This is a genomic window from Kribbella sp. NPDC056345 (assembly GCF_042262745.1).
Classification (GTDB): Bacteria; Actinomycetota; Actinomycetes; order Propionibacteriales; family Kribbellaceae; genus Kribbella.
Genome location: NZ_JBHJQQ010000005.1, coordinates 507,631 through 522,723 on the forward strand (window position 1 = coordinate 507,631; position 15,093 = coordinate 522,723).

General features: G+C 69.4%; 16 protein-coding genes. 5 read left to right on the forward strand and 11 right to left on the reverse strand.

The window, feature by feature from the left end; all coding sequences use genetic code 11:
• Window positions 1-2: 2 nt before the first annotated feature.
• On the forward strand, window positions 3-1,274 hold the full coding sequence (locus tag ACFCV3_RS21125) for a hypothetical protein (RefSeq protein ID WP_376032191.1): 1,272 nt from the start codon (window positions 3-5) through the stop codon (window positions 1,272-1,274).
• 75 nt (window positions 1,275-1,349) lie between these two features.
• A complete protein-coding gene (locus tag ACFCV3_RS21130; RefSeq protein WP_376032193.1) occupies window positions 1,350-2,351 on the forward strand; it encodes an SGNH/GDSL hydrolase family protein in 1,002 nt (333 codons plus the stop codon).
• 64 nt (window positions 2,352-2,415) lie between these two features.
• Here ACFCV3_RS21130 and ACFCV3_RS21135 read toward each other — a convergent pair whose 3' ends face one another.
• From ACFCV3_RS21135 to ACFCV3_RS21145, 3 genes are read right to left on the reverse strand one after another with little or no spacing between them, the layout of a single operon-like run.
• Window positions 2,416-3,297: an NAD-dependent protein deacetylase gene (locus tag ACFCV3_RS21135; protein WP_376032195.1), complete on the reverse strand. Its 882-nt coding sequence runs from the start codon at window positions 3,295-3,297 to the stop codon at window positions 2,416-2,418.
• Window positions 3,298-3,310: 13 nt separating this feature from the next.
• Window positions 3,311-3,877, reverse strand: a complete 567-nt coding sequence (locus tag ACFCV3_RS21140; protein WP_376032196.1) for a transcriptional regulator — start codon at window positions 3,875-3,877, stop codon at window positions 3,311-3,313.
• Window positions 3,874-4,239 carry a hypothetical protein gene (locus ACFCV3_RS21145; protein ID WP_376032198.1) on the reverse strand — a complete coding sequence of 122 codons (366 nt, stop codon included), beginning with the start codon at window positions 4,237-4,239 and terminating at the stop codon, window positions 3,874-3,876. The genes ACFCV3_RS21140 and ACFCV3_RS21145 overlap by 4 nt, the downstream gene beginning before the upstream one ends.
• 60 nt (window positions 4,240-4,299) lie before the next feature.
• Between ACFCV3_RS21145 and ACFCV3_RS21150 the strand changes: the two genes are divergently transcribed.
• Window positions 4,300-5,334: a PEP/pyruvate-binding domain-containing protein gene (locus tag ACFCV3_RS21150; protein ID WP_376032200.1), complete on the forward strand. Its 1,035-nt coding sequence runs from the start codon at window positions 4,300-4,302 to the stop codon at window positions 5,332-5,334.
• Here ACFCV3_RS21150 and ACFCV3_RS21155 read toward each other — a convergent pair.
• The gene (locus ACFCV3_RS21155) at window positions 5,324-5,755 is read right to left on the reverse strand and encodes a hypothetical protein (RefSeq protein WP_376032202.1); all 432 of its coding nucleotides are present in this window, start codon (window positions 5,753-5,755) and stop codon (window positions 5,324-5,326) included. The genes ACFCV3_RS21150 and ACFCV3_RS21155 overlap by 11 nt on opposite strands.
• Window positions 5,756-5,932: 177 nt before the next feature.
• Between ACFCV3_RS21155 and ACFCV3_RS21160 the strand changes: the two genes are divergently transcribed.
• Together ACFCV3_RS21160 and ACFCV3_RS21165 are read left to right on the forward strand one after the other, a co-directional pair.
• Window positions 5,933-6,304 (forward strand): YciI family protein, encoded by a 372-nt coding sequence (locus ACFCV3_RS21160; protein ID WP_376032204.1) that lies wholly within the window; start codon window positions 5,933-5,935, stop codon window positions 6,302-6,304.
• Window positions 6,301-7,533 (forward strand): RNA polymerase sigma factor, encoded by a 1,233-nt coding sequence (locus ACFCV3_RS21165; protein WP_376032206.1) that lies wholly within the window; start codon window positions 6,301-6,303, stop codon window positions 7,531-7,533. The genes ACFCV3_RS21160 and ACFCV3_RS21165 overlap by 4 nt, the downstream gene beginning before the upstream one ends.
• Here ACFCV3_RS21165 and ACFCV3_RS21170 read toward each other — a convergent pair.
• The 7 genes from ACFCV3_RS21170 to rimP form a co-directional block, all read right to left on the reverse strand.
• The gene (locus ACFCV3_RS21170; RefSeq protein ID WP_376032208.1) at window positions 7,528-8,379 is read right to left on the reverse strand and encodes an LLM class flavin-dependent oxidoreductase; all 852 of its coding nucleotides are present in this window, start codon (window positions 8,377-8,379) and stop codon (window positions 7,528-7,530) included. The two genes, ACFCV3_RS21165 and ACFCV3_RS21170, sit on opposite strands and share 6 nt — an antisense overlap.
• A 10-nt stretch (window positions 8,380-8,389) precedes the next feature.
• Window positions 8,390-9,277 (reverse strand): tRNA pseudouridine(55) synthase TruB, encoded by an 888-nt coding sequence (gene truB / locus ACFCV3_RS21175; RefSeq protein ID WP_376032210.1) that lies wholly within the window; start codon window positions 9,275-9,277, stop codon window positions 8,390-8,392.
• Window positions 9,277-9,714 carry a 30S ribosome-binding factor RbfA gene (rbfA, locus tag ACFCV3_RS21180; RefSeq protein ID WP_376032212.1) on the reverse strand — a complete coding sequence of 146 codons (438 nt, stop codon included), beginning with the start codon at window positions 9,712-9,714 and terminating at the stop codon, window positions 9,277-9,279. The genes truB and rbfA overlap by 1 nt, the downstream gene beginning before the upstream one ends.
• A 98-nt stretch (window positions 9,715-9,812) precedes the next feature.
• Window positions 9,813-13,022: a translation initiation factor IF-2 gene (infB, locus tag ACFCV3_RS21185; RefSeq protein WP_376032214.1), complete on the reverse strand. Its 3,210-nt coding sequence runs from the start codon at window positions 13,020-13,022 to the stop codon at window positions 9,813-9,815.
• A gap of 135 nt (window positions 13,023-13,157) precedes the next feature.
• Window positions 13,158-13,460, reverse strand: coding sequence for a YlxR family protein (locus tag ACFCV3_RS21190; protein ID WP_376032216.1), 303 nt, complete (start codon window positions 13,458-13,460; stop codon window positions 13,158-13,160).
• Window positions 13,461-13,504: 44 nt separating this feature from the next.
• Entirely contained in the window at window positions 13,505-14,497 is a 993-nt protein-coding gene (gene nusA, locus ACFCV3_RS21195; protein ID WP_376032218.1) for a transcription termination factor NusA, read from the reverse strand.
• Between the two features lies 1 nt (window position 14,498).
• Entirely contained in the window at window positions 14,499-15,023 is a 525-nt protein-coding gene (rimP, locus tag ACFCV3_RS21200; RefSeq protein ID WP_376032220.1) for a ribosome maturation factor RimP, read from the reverse strand.
• Window positions 15,024-15,093: the final 70 nt, after the last annotated feature.

The following is a 15,093-nucleotide window of genomic DNA, read 5'->3' on the forward strand; positions in this document are numbered from 1 at the left end:
TCATGGGAATCGCGATCCTGATTCTGATGGCCGTCGGGGTGGTGCTGATGCTCACCCGCGTCCTGCCGACCGCGTTTGCGTTGGCCCTGCTCGCGCTCGGCATCGCGCTGATCTCCGGCGCGCCCTTGACCGGCGGGAAGGAGAGCATCCTGACCGGCGTCCTGCAGAACGGCGCCGTCACGCTCGCGGCCACGATGATCGCCGTACTGCTCGGATCCTGGCTCGGCTCGCTGCTCGACCAGACCGGCATCGGCGGCACGCTCGTCCGGAAGATCGTCGAGTTCGGCGGTGAGCGCCCAGCGGTCGTCGCGCTCGGCGTCTTCGCGGTGTCGATCCTGTGCGGAAGTATCACCGGATCGGCGCCGGCCGCGATGCTCGCCGGCGTCGTCGGCATCCCGGCGATGATCGCGGTCGGCCTGCGCCCGGTCGCCGCCGCGGGCACGGTTCTGATGGGGATCTCGGCCGGGTCTCCGCTGGAGCTGCCGGTGTGGCAGTTCATGTCCGACGCGCTCGGCGCACCGGTCTCCGAGGTCCGGACGGTCATGATCAGGCTGTTCCCGATCGCGCTGGTGGTGGGGATCGCCTACGTCCTCGTGCAGACGCGCCGAGGTGCGCGGCACGCGTGGGCGGTGCAGCTGGACCGGCCGAAGGCACGCGTCCGCCGTGGCGACGCGCCCTGGTACGCCCTCGCCACCCCACTCGTGCCGATCGTGCTCGCCCTCGGATTGACCGTTCCGATCGTGCCGTCGCTGCTCGCCGGGGTGGTCTATGCCTTGGTGACCACGACGAAATGGGGTGACCTGAACGAGCGGGCGCTTCGCTCGCTGTACAAGGGATTCGAGGTCGCCGCACCGCCGATCGCGTTGTTCGTGGCGATCGGGATGCTGCTCGCGGCGGTGAAGCTACCGGGCGCCAAGACCGCACTGACCCCGATCGTGGCGGCGATCAGCCCGTCCGCTCCGATCTGGTTCGTCGTGGTCTTCGCCGCGCTGGTGCCGCTGTGCCTGTTCCGCGGCCCGCTCAACGTGTTCGGTCTCGGCGCTGGAGTGGCGGGTGTGCTGGTGACCGGCGGCATCTACCCGATGACCGCCGTGGTCGGGCTGATGGCGTCGTACAACCAGGTCTTCGGCGTCTCCGATCCGACCAGCACCCAGACGGTGTGGGCGGCTCAGTATGCCGGTGTGCGGCCCGAGCGGTCGATGCTGTCGACGCTGCCCTTCACCTGGCTGGTCGGGCTCGGCGGAATGGTGCTCACCGCGGTTCTCTATCTCTGATCCTTGGTCACCCCTTGTAATCGGAGCGTCACTCAACTTACTGTGGGCGGCGTTGCCGAACCTTGGGGAGGTCCAGTGAAGCTTCACCGTGCGATCGCGGCGGTCACCGGGTTGCTGATGACGACAGTCCTGACCGTACCTGCGCACGCGGACAGCCCACGCTTCACCGAGTACGTCGCTCTAGGTGACTCCTACACGTCGGCGCCGTTCGTGCCGATCCCGGATCTGCTGTCGCTCGGGTGCGCCCGCTCGTTCAGCAACTACCCGAAGATGGTCGCGGGCGCGCTCGGCATCTACCACTTCACCGACGTCAGCTGCGGCGGCGCGGACACCACCCACATGCTGAACCCGCAGAGCACCGTCCTCGGTACGGCGCGGCCGCAGTTCGACGCGCTGACGCCGCGGACCGATCTCGTCACGGTCGGGATCGGCGGGAACGACTTCGGGGTGTTCGGCTCGATCATCAGCACCTGCCCGGGGCTGCGCGCCTCGGACCCGACCGGTGCTCCCTGCAAGGCGCACTTCACCGTCGACGGCGTCGACACGCTGAAGGCGAAGATCGCGCAGACCCAGACGCGGATCGCGACTGTTGTCCAAGGCATCAAACAACGGTCGCCGCAGGCAACGATCCTGCTGATCGGGTATCCGAAGATCGCGCCCGAGCACGGCACCTGCCCGGACATCCTGCCGTTCGCCGACGGCGACTACAGCTACCTGTACTCGATCGAGCAGGCGCTGAACGCTGCCGTGTCGAACGCGGCCGCCGCCACCGGAGCGACGTACGTCGACACGTTCGGACCATCGACGGGACACGACGCCTGCGCGCCGGACGGTGTGGCGTGGATCCAGGGCAAGGACCTCAACCTGCTCCGCGCGGCCAACTACCACCCGCGCTACGAAGGTCAGGCCGGGGTCGCGTCGATCACCTTCAAGAAGCTGACCGGCAAGCCCACCACGGTCACCGCCTCCGAGCAGGCCGCCTGGGCCGCGAAGGGCCGCGAGCTGACCAAGCAGGCCGCCACCTCCCCGGCTGTGAAGGCCGCCAATGACCGCGTACGGACCAGCGCGCAACGCTGACCCTTTCCAATCCGTACGCGACCCCGGGCCGGGCCACCTCACGCGTGGCCCGGTCCGGTGGTGTTTACGGCAGACGCGCACTCAGTTCGGTGAGGGCTTGGCCGAGCGGCAGGTTGATGCGGTGCAACGCATACGGGTCGCCGCGGGTGATGCCCTGGTTCACGATCAGGACCGGCGTACCGGCCTTGGCTGCGTGCCGGACGAAACGGAAGCCGGACATGACGGTCAGGGACGAGCCCAGCACCAGTACGGCGTTGGCCGCGTCGATCAGGCGGTAGCAGCGCTCGACGCGGGACTTGGGCACGTTCTCACCGAAGAACACCACGTCCGGTTTGAGCACGCCGTTGCAGACCGTGCAGGGGACGACGGTGAAGTGCTGGACGACCTCGTCCGGCAGGTCGACGTCACCGTCGGGGTTGATCCGGGTCGCCTCGGCCTCGAAGCCGGTGTTGGCCGCGCGCAATCTCGTGTCGAGGGCTTCGCGGGCGGACGTCGTACCGCAGTCCAGGCAGATGACGCGGTCCAGGTTGCCGTGCAACTCGATCACATCTCGCGCCCCGGCGGCGCTGTGCAGGCCGTCGACGTTCTGGGTGATGACGCCGGTCAGGTAGCCCCGGGCCTGGAGGGCGGCGACGGCGCGATGGCCGTCGTTCGGGTGGGCGCGGGCGATCGTCCGCCACCCCAGGTGGCTGCGGGCCCAGTAGCGCTGCCGGCCGGCCTCGCTGGTCGCGAAGTCGTCGTACGTCATCGGGGTGTGCGTCCGCAGGCTGCCGGTCTCGCCGCGGTAGTCGGGGATCCCCGACTCGGTGGACAGGCCGGCGCCACTGAGTACGACGACGTTCCGGCCGGCGACGATCTCGGCGAGTGGCCCGACATCCGTCGTACCGGGCTCGAGCGCGAGAACGTCGGGGCCGGGAGCCCATTGCAGAGTCGGACGGGAACGCACGACTCCAGGGTACTTACCGGCGCACGCCGAGGGTGGCGATCAGGTCCTCGTGCAGCTCGAACCACACCCGATGGCGCTCCTCAACCTCGCGAGCGCTCGAGTAGCGCGTGTCATAGCCGGCGAAGCGATCCAGTACGGCGGTCAGCCGCGCGGCCAGCGGTGTGAGCTCCTGGCCGATCGCTGCGAGCTCGTCGAGCACCTGACGGTCCCAAGCCGGGTCGGTGTGGTCGTTGAAGGCCAGGGGGTCGGTTGCGGTCGGCCGGAGCTGCCAGTTGGTGCAGGCGGCCTGCAAACGACCGTTGAGCGGCAGGAAGTCGTCGTACGCCGCCTGGACAGCTGGTGAGTGCGGTCCGAGCTCAGCCGCGAGCTGGCGTTCGTTCTCCGCGCGGCCGGAGTCGGTGAGCGACCAACCGCCCAGACCGGCGAATTCACTCCAGGTGATCCAGCCATAGGCCTGGTAGTCGAGCAGCAGCTCCTTGGCCTGCGCCGGATCGAGCTGGAACCGCTCAGCGACCGCGGCGTCGTCGCCGACGCCGAGCAGGCGGACCGCGTGCAGGACGAGGAGGTCCGGCGTACTCATGACTGGTCCTGGCGCGCGGTTAGGCGGTCTAGGCGCTGCTGACAGGCCTGGGGCGAGTTGAACCCCAGTGCCCGGGCCATCTCGGCCCAAGTGATGCCGAGGCCGCGTGCGGCGAACATCAGGCCGGTCTCCAGCTGATCGATCTCCGCCCGCGCGGCGGGCAGCAGCTGAAGCGCTGCGATCGCCGCCTCGCGGTTGCCGGTGTTGGACGCGAGGAAGAAGTGGATCAGATCCACCGCGGACGGCGGTACCGGCGCAGGCTGCCACGGGCGGCGGTCGAGCTGGTCGGCGCCGAGGTCCAGGAGCTCCTGCCGGGCAGCCGCCTCGCGGTGCGCCTGCACCTGGTCGTCATTGCTTTGCATGCTCGAACAGTGGATCATCAACGAAATGTTGTCAACAAAACATTGAAAGGAGCTTCTCGGGTGATCAGTCTCGCGGCGGCCGGATCGGACGCCGGCCCGAAGGCGGCGACCCTCGGCCGGCTCCTGCGGGCCGGCTTCCCGGTCCCGCCCGGTTTCGTCATCCCGCCAGGCGCCGATCTCCCGGCTGTTGACGACCGCCTGTACGCCGTTCGCTCGTCCGCCTCGACCGAAGACACAGCGTCTCGCTCCGCGGCTGGCGTGTACGACTCGTTCCTCGGCGTCCCCCGTGCGGAGCTGCCGGATCGGATCGCGGCGACGAGGGCTTCGCTGTGGTCACCGCGGGCGGCCGCATACCGCCGTACCGATGCGGAGATGACGGTGATCGTGCAGCAGCACATCGACGCGGACGTCTCCGGCGTGCTCTTCACCGGATCGCCGACGCTCGTCGAAGCCTCCTGGGGACTCGGCGAGAGCGTCGTCAGCGGCCGCGTCACCCCCGACGCCTTCACCGTCGTCAACGGCGAGGTCACCGAACGCCGCCTCGGCGACAAGACCACCCGAGTCGACCGCACCACCACAACCCCGGTCTCCCCCACCAACCGCACGCGCTACTGCCTCACCGACCACCAACTCCGCGAGCTCTGGCAGCTGGGCCAGGCCGTCGAACACCACCTGGGCGAACCGCAAGACCTCGAGTTCGCCTACGAAGGCGACCACCTCTGGCTCCTGCAGGCCCGCCCCATCACCGTCCCTCTGCGCGGCACACCCGGCAGCCCCGGCACCGCCACCGGCCCCGCCCGCCCCGTCCACACCCCCGCAGACTTCCCCCGCGTCCGCCCCGGCGACATCCTCATCTGCCGCTACACCGACCCGGCCTGGACCCCGCTCTTCCGAGTCATCGCCGGCATCATCACCGAAACCGGCGGCCGCCTCTCCCACGCCGCCATCGTCGCCCGGGAACACCACATCCCCGCCATCCTCGGCGTCCCCAACGCCCTCACCATCCCCGAAAACACCCCCACAACCCTCAACACCACCACCGGCACCATCACGCTTGGTGGTGCCAGTGGTGATCAGGCCGAGGTCAGGGCTTGATGCGGGTGGAGGTGGAGCTGTAGCCGCCTCCGCCGGGGTAGACCCAGTCGCCGGAGAGGGTGTCGCCGCCGTTGGTGAAGGTGCCGCGGAAGTAGGCGGGGCTGCCCTTGGCGCCGCCCCAGATCGTGAGCGTGTCACCGTCCGGCTCGTAGACGTAGTCGAGGGTGTTGCCGGTCGAGTCGTAGAAGCGCGACCACACGTCCGCGCTGGCGGGTTCACCGAACGGGCGCAGGTTGCCGATCACCTCGAACCCGGTGATGACCTGGCCGTACTGCACCAGTTCGACGTGCTGGAGCAGGAAGAACTTGCCCGGCATCCACTCGTACCGCACGGTGCCCTCGACACCGCCGGTGACGGACCAGGTGCCGACCAGCCGGTCGAGAGCCTGCAGGTCGTTGCTGGGCTGCACGTTGTCGTTCATGTCGTCTCCTCGAAGCTCAGTGGGTCAGAATTCACCGCTACCTCGGAGGTGGAACTCGGCTCTCGACAGCCCTCGGATGTGACGTGGCTCACAAACGACGATCGTCGAGATCCGGCGTTCGGCCCCGTGTATGCCCTTGAGGCCGGATACGGTTCCGGCTCAGCGAGGAGGTCGATCGTGAAGTATCTGCTGCTCAGTTACACACCCGCCGCCGCCTGGGACGCCGCCACGGCGGACACCGCGTCCGAGGAGGCGCTGGCGGCGTTCGCGGTGTACCAGAAGTTCGAGGAGGAACTGCGCGCCTCCGGTGAGTTCGTCACCAGTGAGGGGCTCGGTCATCCGGTCGTCAGTACGACGGTCCGCAAGGGCGCGGACGGTGTGGTCGCCACCGACGGGCCGTTCGCCGAACTCAAAGAGGTCCTCGCGAGCTTCGCGGTGATCGAGGTCGCCAGTCACGAACGCGCGGTCGAGATCGTCGGCCGGATCGTCGAGGTACTCGGTGAACCGATCGAGATCCGCCCGATCATGGGCGACGACTTCGGCGCGTGAACCGGCCCAGCGACGAGATCGAGCACCTGCTGCGCACCGAAGCGCCGCAGGTCCTCGGCGCGCTGGTCCGGCGGTTCGGCCGCTTCGACATCGCCGAGGACGCTGTCCAGGAGGCGTTGCTCGCGGCCACCCGCGCCTGGACGAACGGCGTACCGGAGAACCCGCGCAGCTGGCTGATCCGGATCGGCTACCGGCGGATGGTCGACCTGCTCCGCTCCGAGCAGGCCCGCCGGCGCCGCGAGCATGAGTCCGCGCTGGCCGAGCCCGTACGGCGGGGTTCCGCGGAACCGCCGTCGGAGACCGATGACAGCCTCACGCTGTTGCTGCTCTGCTGTCATCCGGCGTTGCCGGCCACCAGCCAGGTCGCACTGACCCTGCGCGCCGTCGGTGGCCTGACGACGACCGAGATCGCCCACGCGTACGGCGCCACCGAGAACACCATGGGCACTCGGATCAGCCGGGCCAAGCAGCAGCTGGCCAAAGCCGGTGCCCGTTTCACCGCGCCGGACGACGAGGATCGCGCGGACCGGGTCGCCGCGGTGATGCGGGTGCTCTACCTGATCTTCAACGAGGGCTACACCGCGACGGCAGGCGACGCCCTGACCCGTGTCGACCTCACTCACGAGGCCATCCGGCTGACCCGGCTGCTCGTCGCCACTCTCCCGGATCCCGAAGCCATCGGGCTGCTGGCGCTGATGCTCCTGACCGAATCCCGGCGTACGGCGCGAACCGGTCCCGCCGGTGAACTCGTGCCCCTCGAAGAGCAGGACCGCAGGCTCTGGGACGCCGACCTGATCCGCGAGGGCACCGACCTGATCGACAGCATCTGGAACCGAGGCGAGCCCGGCCAGTACCAGCTCCAAGCCGCCATCGCCGCCACGCACGCCGCCGAAGGTGACACCGACTGGCCGCAGATCGCCATGCTCTACCTGTGGCTGGAGCGGCTCACCCCGACAGCGCCGATCCGCCTCAGCCGGGTGGTCGCCGTCTCCCAGGCCTACGGCCCCATCCGGGCGCTAGCTCTCCTCGACGACCTCAACGCTCGCCACGGCCTCGACCAGGACCCACTCACCCGCCAACGCGAACGCGCTGTCCGCGCCCACCTGGTCGAGCTCACTGGCGACACCGCCACCGCAGCCGCCCTCTACCGCGAGGCAGCCGCGTTCACCGAGAACCAGGTCGAGCAGCGCTACCTCCGCGCCAAAGCCGAGGGCGTGCACCCGTCATGAGACGCGCGGCGGCCCGGCCTTGAGGCGGGCTTCCGCCGTACGACGCACCTCGGCCGGATCCATCGACGACCAGTCGGCCTCGATCCACCACGTGGCACCGGCCTCCGCCCACGGCCGAACGGTTTCCGGGCCACTCTCGTCGGCGGCCGTGATGCCTTCGACGACGACGTCGTACCCATCCATCGTCAGGTCGTGGGCAGCGCGCTCCTGACGGATCCAGGCGACGCCATCGGCCAGCAACTCCGGTGTGAACTCACCCGGCTCGCCGTCGAGTGGTGCGTAGTTGGGCAGCCAGCCGTCCTGGAGGGCGGCCCGGCGCATCGACTTGGGGCGGGGCCAAGCGCCGACGACCCAGGTGGGGATGCGCGGTTGCTGGACCGGCGGCGGTGGCGCGGGCGGCATCAGCTCGGGGAGCTTGCGCGATCGGTAGTGCCGGCCGCTGAACTCGAACGGCTGATCGCGCCACAGGTGCTGCAACATCGCCAGCGACTCGTCCATCAGCTCGGCGCGGACCTTACGGCCCGGATCGTCCTCGAAGATCCAGAACCGCTCCTCTCCCGTCACACCGAGCCCGACGGACAGGATCACCCGACCGTTGCTCAGGTTGTCCACTGTGGAGGTCTGGCCGGCCACGTCCCAGGGCTTGCGGCGTGGCAGCGGCGTCAGCATGGTGCCGAGCCGGATCCGCTCGGTGCTCAGTGCCGCGGCTCCGAGCAGTACCCAGGCGTCGATCCCCCAGATCGACTCCCAGACGAAGAAACCGTCCCAGCCGTGCTCCTCGGCCAGCGCCGACAACTCGGCTGCCGTCCGGGCGTCGCCGTACGCCATCACGAAGCCGTATTTCATGCCCGACACGCTAGCCGACGAAGACCGCCGTTGGCTTGGCCAGCGGACCGTGCGGCTCGTACAGCGCAAGGAAGGTACCGGTCGGGTCGAACATGGCGGTCTGACCGGCGGGAAGGTTCAGACCGGGCAGCGGACGGCCGGTACGAATGGCAGCAGCCTCTTCGGCATCGGCGTCGTACCGGGGAAAGGTGCCGGCGGCAACATCTGCGATCGGCAGCCAGACGAAGTCCTCGGCGAGCGCCTCGAGCGTGTGTGCCGCAGTCAGGTCGAAGGAGCCGACCCTGGTACGGCGAAGTGCGGTCAGGTGGCCGCCGACGCCGAGATCGGCCCCGAGATCACGGGCCAGCGCCCGGATGTAGGTGCCGCTCGAACAGTCGACGGAGATGTCGAGGTCGATCCAGGAGTCCGCCACCCTGATGTCGAGAATGTCGTAGCGGGACACTGTCACCGTCCGCGCCTTGAGGGTGACCTCTTCACCGGCGCGGACACGTTCGTAGGCGCGCTTACCGTCAACCTTGATCGCGGAAACGGCCGACGGTATCTGCGAGATCTCACCCTGGTACGCCGCCGCTGCGGTCCTGATCGCTTCCTCGGTGACACCATCGACCGGCGCGGTCGAGACAACTGAACCCTCGGCGTCGTCCGTGGTCGTCACCGCGCCGAGGCGGATGGTGGCGTCGTACGACTTGTCGGCGAGCTGGAGATGACCGAGCAGCCGGGTAGCGCGGTTGAGGCCGGCGACCAGGACGCCGGTCGCCATCGGGTCCAGCGTGCCGGCATGCCCCACCTTGCGGGTACCTGCCAGCCGCCGGACCCGCGCGACGACCGTGTGCGACGTCATCCCCGCGGGCTTGTCGACCACGACGATGCCGTCCGAGGACGGTGTGAATCCAGGCACTAGTCCTGGTCGTCCTCGTCCTCGTGGGGCTTCTTGTACGGGTCGGCGTCACCGGCCGGCTTGGCGCCGGCGGCGGCCTTGGCCACCTCGGCGTCGGCCCGGCGGGCCTTCTCGAGCAGTTCCTCGATCTGGCCGGCGGTCTCCGGGATGGCGTCCAGGTAGAACGCGAGACTCGGGGCGCGCCGCAACCCGAGCGCCTTACCGACCTCGCTGCGGATCAGCCCGCGGGCCGACTCCAGCGCGGCCGCCGTGGACGCCCGGTCCTGCTCGTTGCCGTAGACCGTGTAGAAGACGCTCGCCTCGCCGAGATCGGCGGTCAGCTTCGCGTCCGTCACCGTGACGAACCCCAGCCGCGGGTCCTTGACCCGGCGCTCCAGCAACTCGGCGACGAGTACCTGGATCCGGTCGGCCAGCTGCTTGGCCCTTGCTTCGCCCATCAGGGCTCACTCCCTCATTCATGAAGAACGTCCGGAGAGACGTTGACCGTCTCTCCGGACGCTACTCCTCGACAGCCCTCAGCGGGCCGTCACCTGGTTCAGTTCCGCGGCTTCTCGCGGAGCTCGAACGACTCCACGACGTCGCCGATCTTGATGTCGTTGTAGTTGTTCACGGTCAGACCGCACTCGAAGCCCTCGCGGACCTCGGACGCGTCGTCCTTGAACCTCTTCAGCGACGACAGCTCGCCGTTCTCCACCACGACCGCGCCGTCCCGGATCAACCGGATCTTGGCGTTGCGGCGGATCAGGCCGCTGGTGACCCAGCAACCGGCGATGTTTCCGACCTTCGACGAGCGGAAGATCTCGCGGATCTCCGCCTGGCCCAGCACGACCTCTTCGTAGATCGGCTTGAGCATGCCCTTCAGGGCCGCCTCGATGTCGTCGATCGCGGCGTAGATCACCGAGTAGTGCCGGATGTCGACACCCTCGCGCTCGGCCACGTCCCCGGCCTTGCCGGCCGGCCGCACGTTGAAGCCGATGATGACGGCGTTCGACGCGATGGCCAGGTTGACGTCGTTCTCGTTGATCGCACCGACACCGCGGTCGATGACGCGCAGGTTGACCTCGTCGCCGACCTCGATCCGGACCAGGGCGTCTTCCAGTGCCTCGACCGAACCGGACACGTCACCCTTCAGGATGAGCAGCAGCTCCTGCGTCTCGCCCTTCTCCATCGAGGCCATGAAGTCCTCGAGGGTCCGGCGCGCACGACGCTTGGCGTTGGCGGCCGCACGAGCCCGGGCTTCCCGCTTCTCAGCGATCTGCCGGGCCATCCGGTCGTCGTCCACCACCAGGAACTTGTCACCGGCACCAGGCACGGCGGTCAGACCCAGCACGATCACCGGACGCGACGGAGTCGCCTCCTCGACCGGGACACCGTGCTCGTCGAGCATGGCCCGGACCCGGCCGTACGCCGGTCCCGCGACCATCGAGTCGCCGACCCGCAGCGTTCCGCGCTGAACCAGCACGGTCGCCACCGGACCACGGCCCTTGTCGAGGTTGGCCTCGATCGCGATGCCCTGGGCCGGCATGTTCGGGTTGGCCCGCAGATCCAGCGACGCGTCCGCGGTGAGGATGACACCCTCGAGCAGCCCGTCGATGTTGATCCGTGCCTTCGCCGAGACGTCGACGAACATGGTGTCGCCGCCGTACTCCTCGGGAACCAGGCCGTACTCGGTCAGCTGACCGCGCACCTTGGCCGGGTCCGCGTTCGGGACGTCGATCTTGTTCACCGCGACCACGATCGGGACGTTCGCCGCCCGGGCGTGGTTCAGCGCCTCGATCGTCTGCGGCATCACGCCGTCGTCGGCCGCGACCACCAGGATGACGATGTCGGTGGCCTGCGCACCACGAGCACGCATGGCGGTGAACGCCTCGTGACCCGGGGTGTCGACGAAGGTGATGGCGCGCTCTTCGCCGTCCACCGTGGTGGTGACCTGGTAGGCACCGATGTGCTGGGTGATGCCACCGGCTTCCTTGGCCACGACGTTCGCTTCCCGGACCGCGTCCAGGAGCTTCGTCTTACCGTGGTCGACGTGACCCATGACGGTGACGACCGGCGGCCGCTTGACCAGGTCGCCCTCGTCGCCCTCGTTGGTGCCGAAGTCGATGTCGAACGACTGGAGCAGCTCGCGGTCCTCGTCCTCCGGGGACACGACCTGAACGTCGTAGTTCAGCTCGGTGCCCAGCAGCTGCAGGACCTCTTCGTTGACCGACTGGGTCGCGGTGACCATCTCACCGAGGTGGAACAGCACCTGCACCAGCGACGCCGGGTCGACTCCGACCTTCTCGGCGAAGTCCGTCAGGGACGCGCCACGAGCCAGCTTCACGACCTCGCCGTCACCGTGGCGGACGCGAACGCCGCCGACCGCGGGGGCCTGCATGTTGTCGAATTCCTGGCGCTTGGCGCGCTTGGACTTGCGACCACGACGGGCCGGACCGCCCGGACGCCCGAAGGCACCCTGCGTTCCGCCACGGCCCCGGTTGCCCGGACCCGGACGACCGCCGCCGCCACCACCGGGAGGACCGCTCGGGCCACCGCCGGGACGGAAACCGCCGCCACCGCCGCCGCCACCCGGACGCGCGCCGCCACCGGCGCCACCCGGACCGCCGCCACCTGGGCGACCACGACCGCCGGCGCCACCACCACCGCCTGGGCCCCCACCGGGACCCGAGGGACGGCCGGTGAACGTACCGGCCGAGGACTTCGGCATCATGGCCGGGTTCGGGCGCGGAGCACCCGGTACGCCGCCGGAACGCGGCGGACGGTCACTGCTGCCACGCCGGTCGTCGCGGCCGCCACCATCGCGGGCCGCCGGCGGACGCGGAGCCATCCCGGCCGGGCTTGGAGCACCCTGACCGGCGCCCTGGCCGCCACCCGGGCCCGGACGTGCGCCACCGCGCTGCATGCCTTGGGTAGAGCTGAACGGGTTGTTGCCCGGACGCGGCGCACCCGGACGCGGGGCACCACCCTGGCCACCCGGACGTGCGTTGCCACCGGGCCGCGGCGCACCCGGACGCGGCGCGGAGCCACCCGGACGCGGAGCCGAACCCGGACGCGGCGCGGAGCCCTGACCCTGGCCGGCCGGGCGCGGGCCCGGACGGTCGGAGGCCGGACGATCGGCAGCCGGACGCGGCGCGGCCGGAGCAGCCGGAGCTGCGGCCTCGGGGGCCGGAGCAGCCTTGGCCGCCGGAGCCTCGAACGCCGGCGTGGCCGCCGGTGCCTCGGCCTTCGGGGCGGCCGGAGCCTCTACCGGTGCTGCCGGAGCAGCGGCCGGAGCCTCGACCGGGGCGGCCGGTGCGGCCGGAGTCTCGGCGCGCGGACCCGGCTTCGGGCCCGGACGCGGACCCGGCTTGATGCCGGGGGTTGCCTTGGCAGCCGGAGCCACCGGGGCCTCGGCCTGCTCGGCCACCGGAGCCTGCGCAACCGGAGCCGGAGCCGACTCGGCGACGGGCGCCGGACGCTCGGCCGGTGCCGCGGGGGCGGCCGGCTCGGACTTCTCCACCGGCTCCGCGGGGACCACCGGAGCGGTCGCCGACGGCGCGGCAGACGTACTGGCGGCGGCCTTCTTGGCCGCACGCTTCTTCGGCGGGTTCTTCTCGAACTCCTCCGCCAACCGCCGCACAACCGGCGCCTCGATGGTCGAGGATGCCGATCGGACGAACTCACCCATGTCGTTCAGCCTGGTCAGGACGACCTTGCTGGTAACTCCGAGCTCTTTAGCGAGCTCGTAGACTCGGACCTTTGCCACTACTCTCCCTCTGGTCCGAGCCTGGGGCGCGGACCGTTAGTTGACGTACGTGCTCATCGCATTGCACTCATCGGTAGACACTCATCGAGTGGTCATGAGTCGATGACCCGCCTTCATGTCGGTCACACAGCCCGGTCAGGCCGTGTGTACATCTTGATTATCACGCTGCGTCAGGTACGTCCGCAGCCCGGTCGCCTCGAGCGGCCCCGGGACCTTGAAGGCCCGCGGGAACGCCTTGCGCCGGACAGCGAGCTCGAAACACTCGATCGTGGGGTGCAGGTGCGCTCCACGGCCGGGTGCCCGACGCTCAGGATCCGGGAGGACAAGTCCTCCGGACACCGTCATCCGCAGCAGGTCAGTCGGGCTGGATCGTTTCCGGCACCCGATACAGGTGCGCTCCTGAACCTTCTCAGGGCGCGCGTCTGCAGTTTCTGTCACAGTTCCTCAGGGTGTGGTGACGACTCAGTCGACCGACCGAGAGATCAGTCTACCTTCTTGTCCTCACCAGTCACATCGGTATCCGGCCGGATGTCGATCCGCCAGCCTGTCAGCCGGGCCGCGAGGCGGGCGTTCTGACCCTCCTTGCCGATGGCGAGGGACAGCTGATAGTCCGGTACGACGACCCGCGCGGCGCGTGCGGCGGCGTCGACCACCTCGACCGACGTGACCTGTGCCGGGGACAGCGCGTTCCCGACGAAGGTGGCCGGGTCGTCGCTGTGGTCGATGATGTCGATCTTCTCGCCGTGCAGCTCGTGCATGATGTTGCGCACGCGCTGGCCCATCGGGCCGATACAGGCGCCCTTCCCGTTCACCGACGGGTTCAGGGTGCGAACGGCGATCTTGGTCCGGTGACCGGCCTCCCGGGCGATCGCGGTGATCTCGACGGTCCCGTCGGCGATCTCCGGGACCTCCAGCGCGAACAGCTTCTTGACCAGGTTCGGGTGCGTCCGGCTGACCGTGATCTGCGGGCCCTTGAAACCCTTGCGGACGCCGACCACGTAGACCCGCAGCCGCGAGCCGTGGTCGTACTTCTCCCCCGGCACCTGCTCCGGCGCCGGCAGCACGGCCTCGATCTTGCCGAGGTCGACCATCACCGAGCGCGGGTCGCGGCCCTGCTGGACCACGCCGGACACGATGTCACCCTCCTTGCCGGAGAACTCGCCGTACCGGACGTCGTCCTCGGCGTCGCGCAGCCGCTGCAGGATGATCTGCTTGGCCGTGGTGGCGGCGATCCGGCCGAAGTCGGCCGGGGTGTCGTCGTACTCGCGGATCAGCGTGCCCTCGTCGTCGAACTCGCGGGCCATCACACTCACGTGCCCGGTCTTGCGGTCGAGCTCGGCGCGGGCGTGCTGCTGCGCGCCCTCGGTGCGGTGGTAGGCCACCAGCAGCGCCGCCTCGATCGCCTCGGCGACGATCTCCAGGGAGATGTCCTTCTCGCGTTCCAGCGACCGCAGGACGGCCATGTCGATATCCATGTCAGTTCTCCTCCACCGTGCCGTCGGCAGGTGCTTCTTCTTCTTCGTCGTTGCCGGCGGGCCGGTTGAACTCGATCTGGACCTTGGCCTTCTCCACGTCGCCGTAGGCGACCGATCGGAGCTTGCCCTTGACGTCCAGTTCGGCCGCCTCGTCGGAGGCGGTCTTGATGCGGCCGGTCAGCTTCTGGCCGTTGACCAGAGTGACCGCCACCAGGCGGGTGATGTTGCGGCGCCAGTGCCGGGGCAGCGTGAGCGGCCGGTCGACGCCTGGGCTGGAGACCTCCAGCGTGTACCGGCTCTGACCCATGATGTCGCGCTCGTCGAGCGCCTTGGAGAGCGCGCGGGTGACCTCGGCGACGTCGTCGAGGTTGATCCCGCCGTCGCGGTCGACCAGCACCCGCAGGATGCGCTGCTTGCCGACCGGAATGATGCTGGTCTCCTCCAGGTCGCAGCCGAACTGGGCGACGATCGGCTGGAGGAAGTTCTCGAGGCCAGAGGTGTCCGTGTGGTCAGTCTTTCGGCTCACAGGTAGACCTGCCTCTCTTTGCAGTTGTGCGCCCGTACCTGCCCCGGCGGTCTGGCCGAGAGCAGTAGTC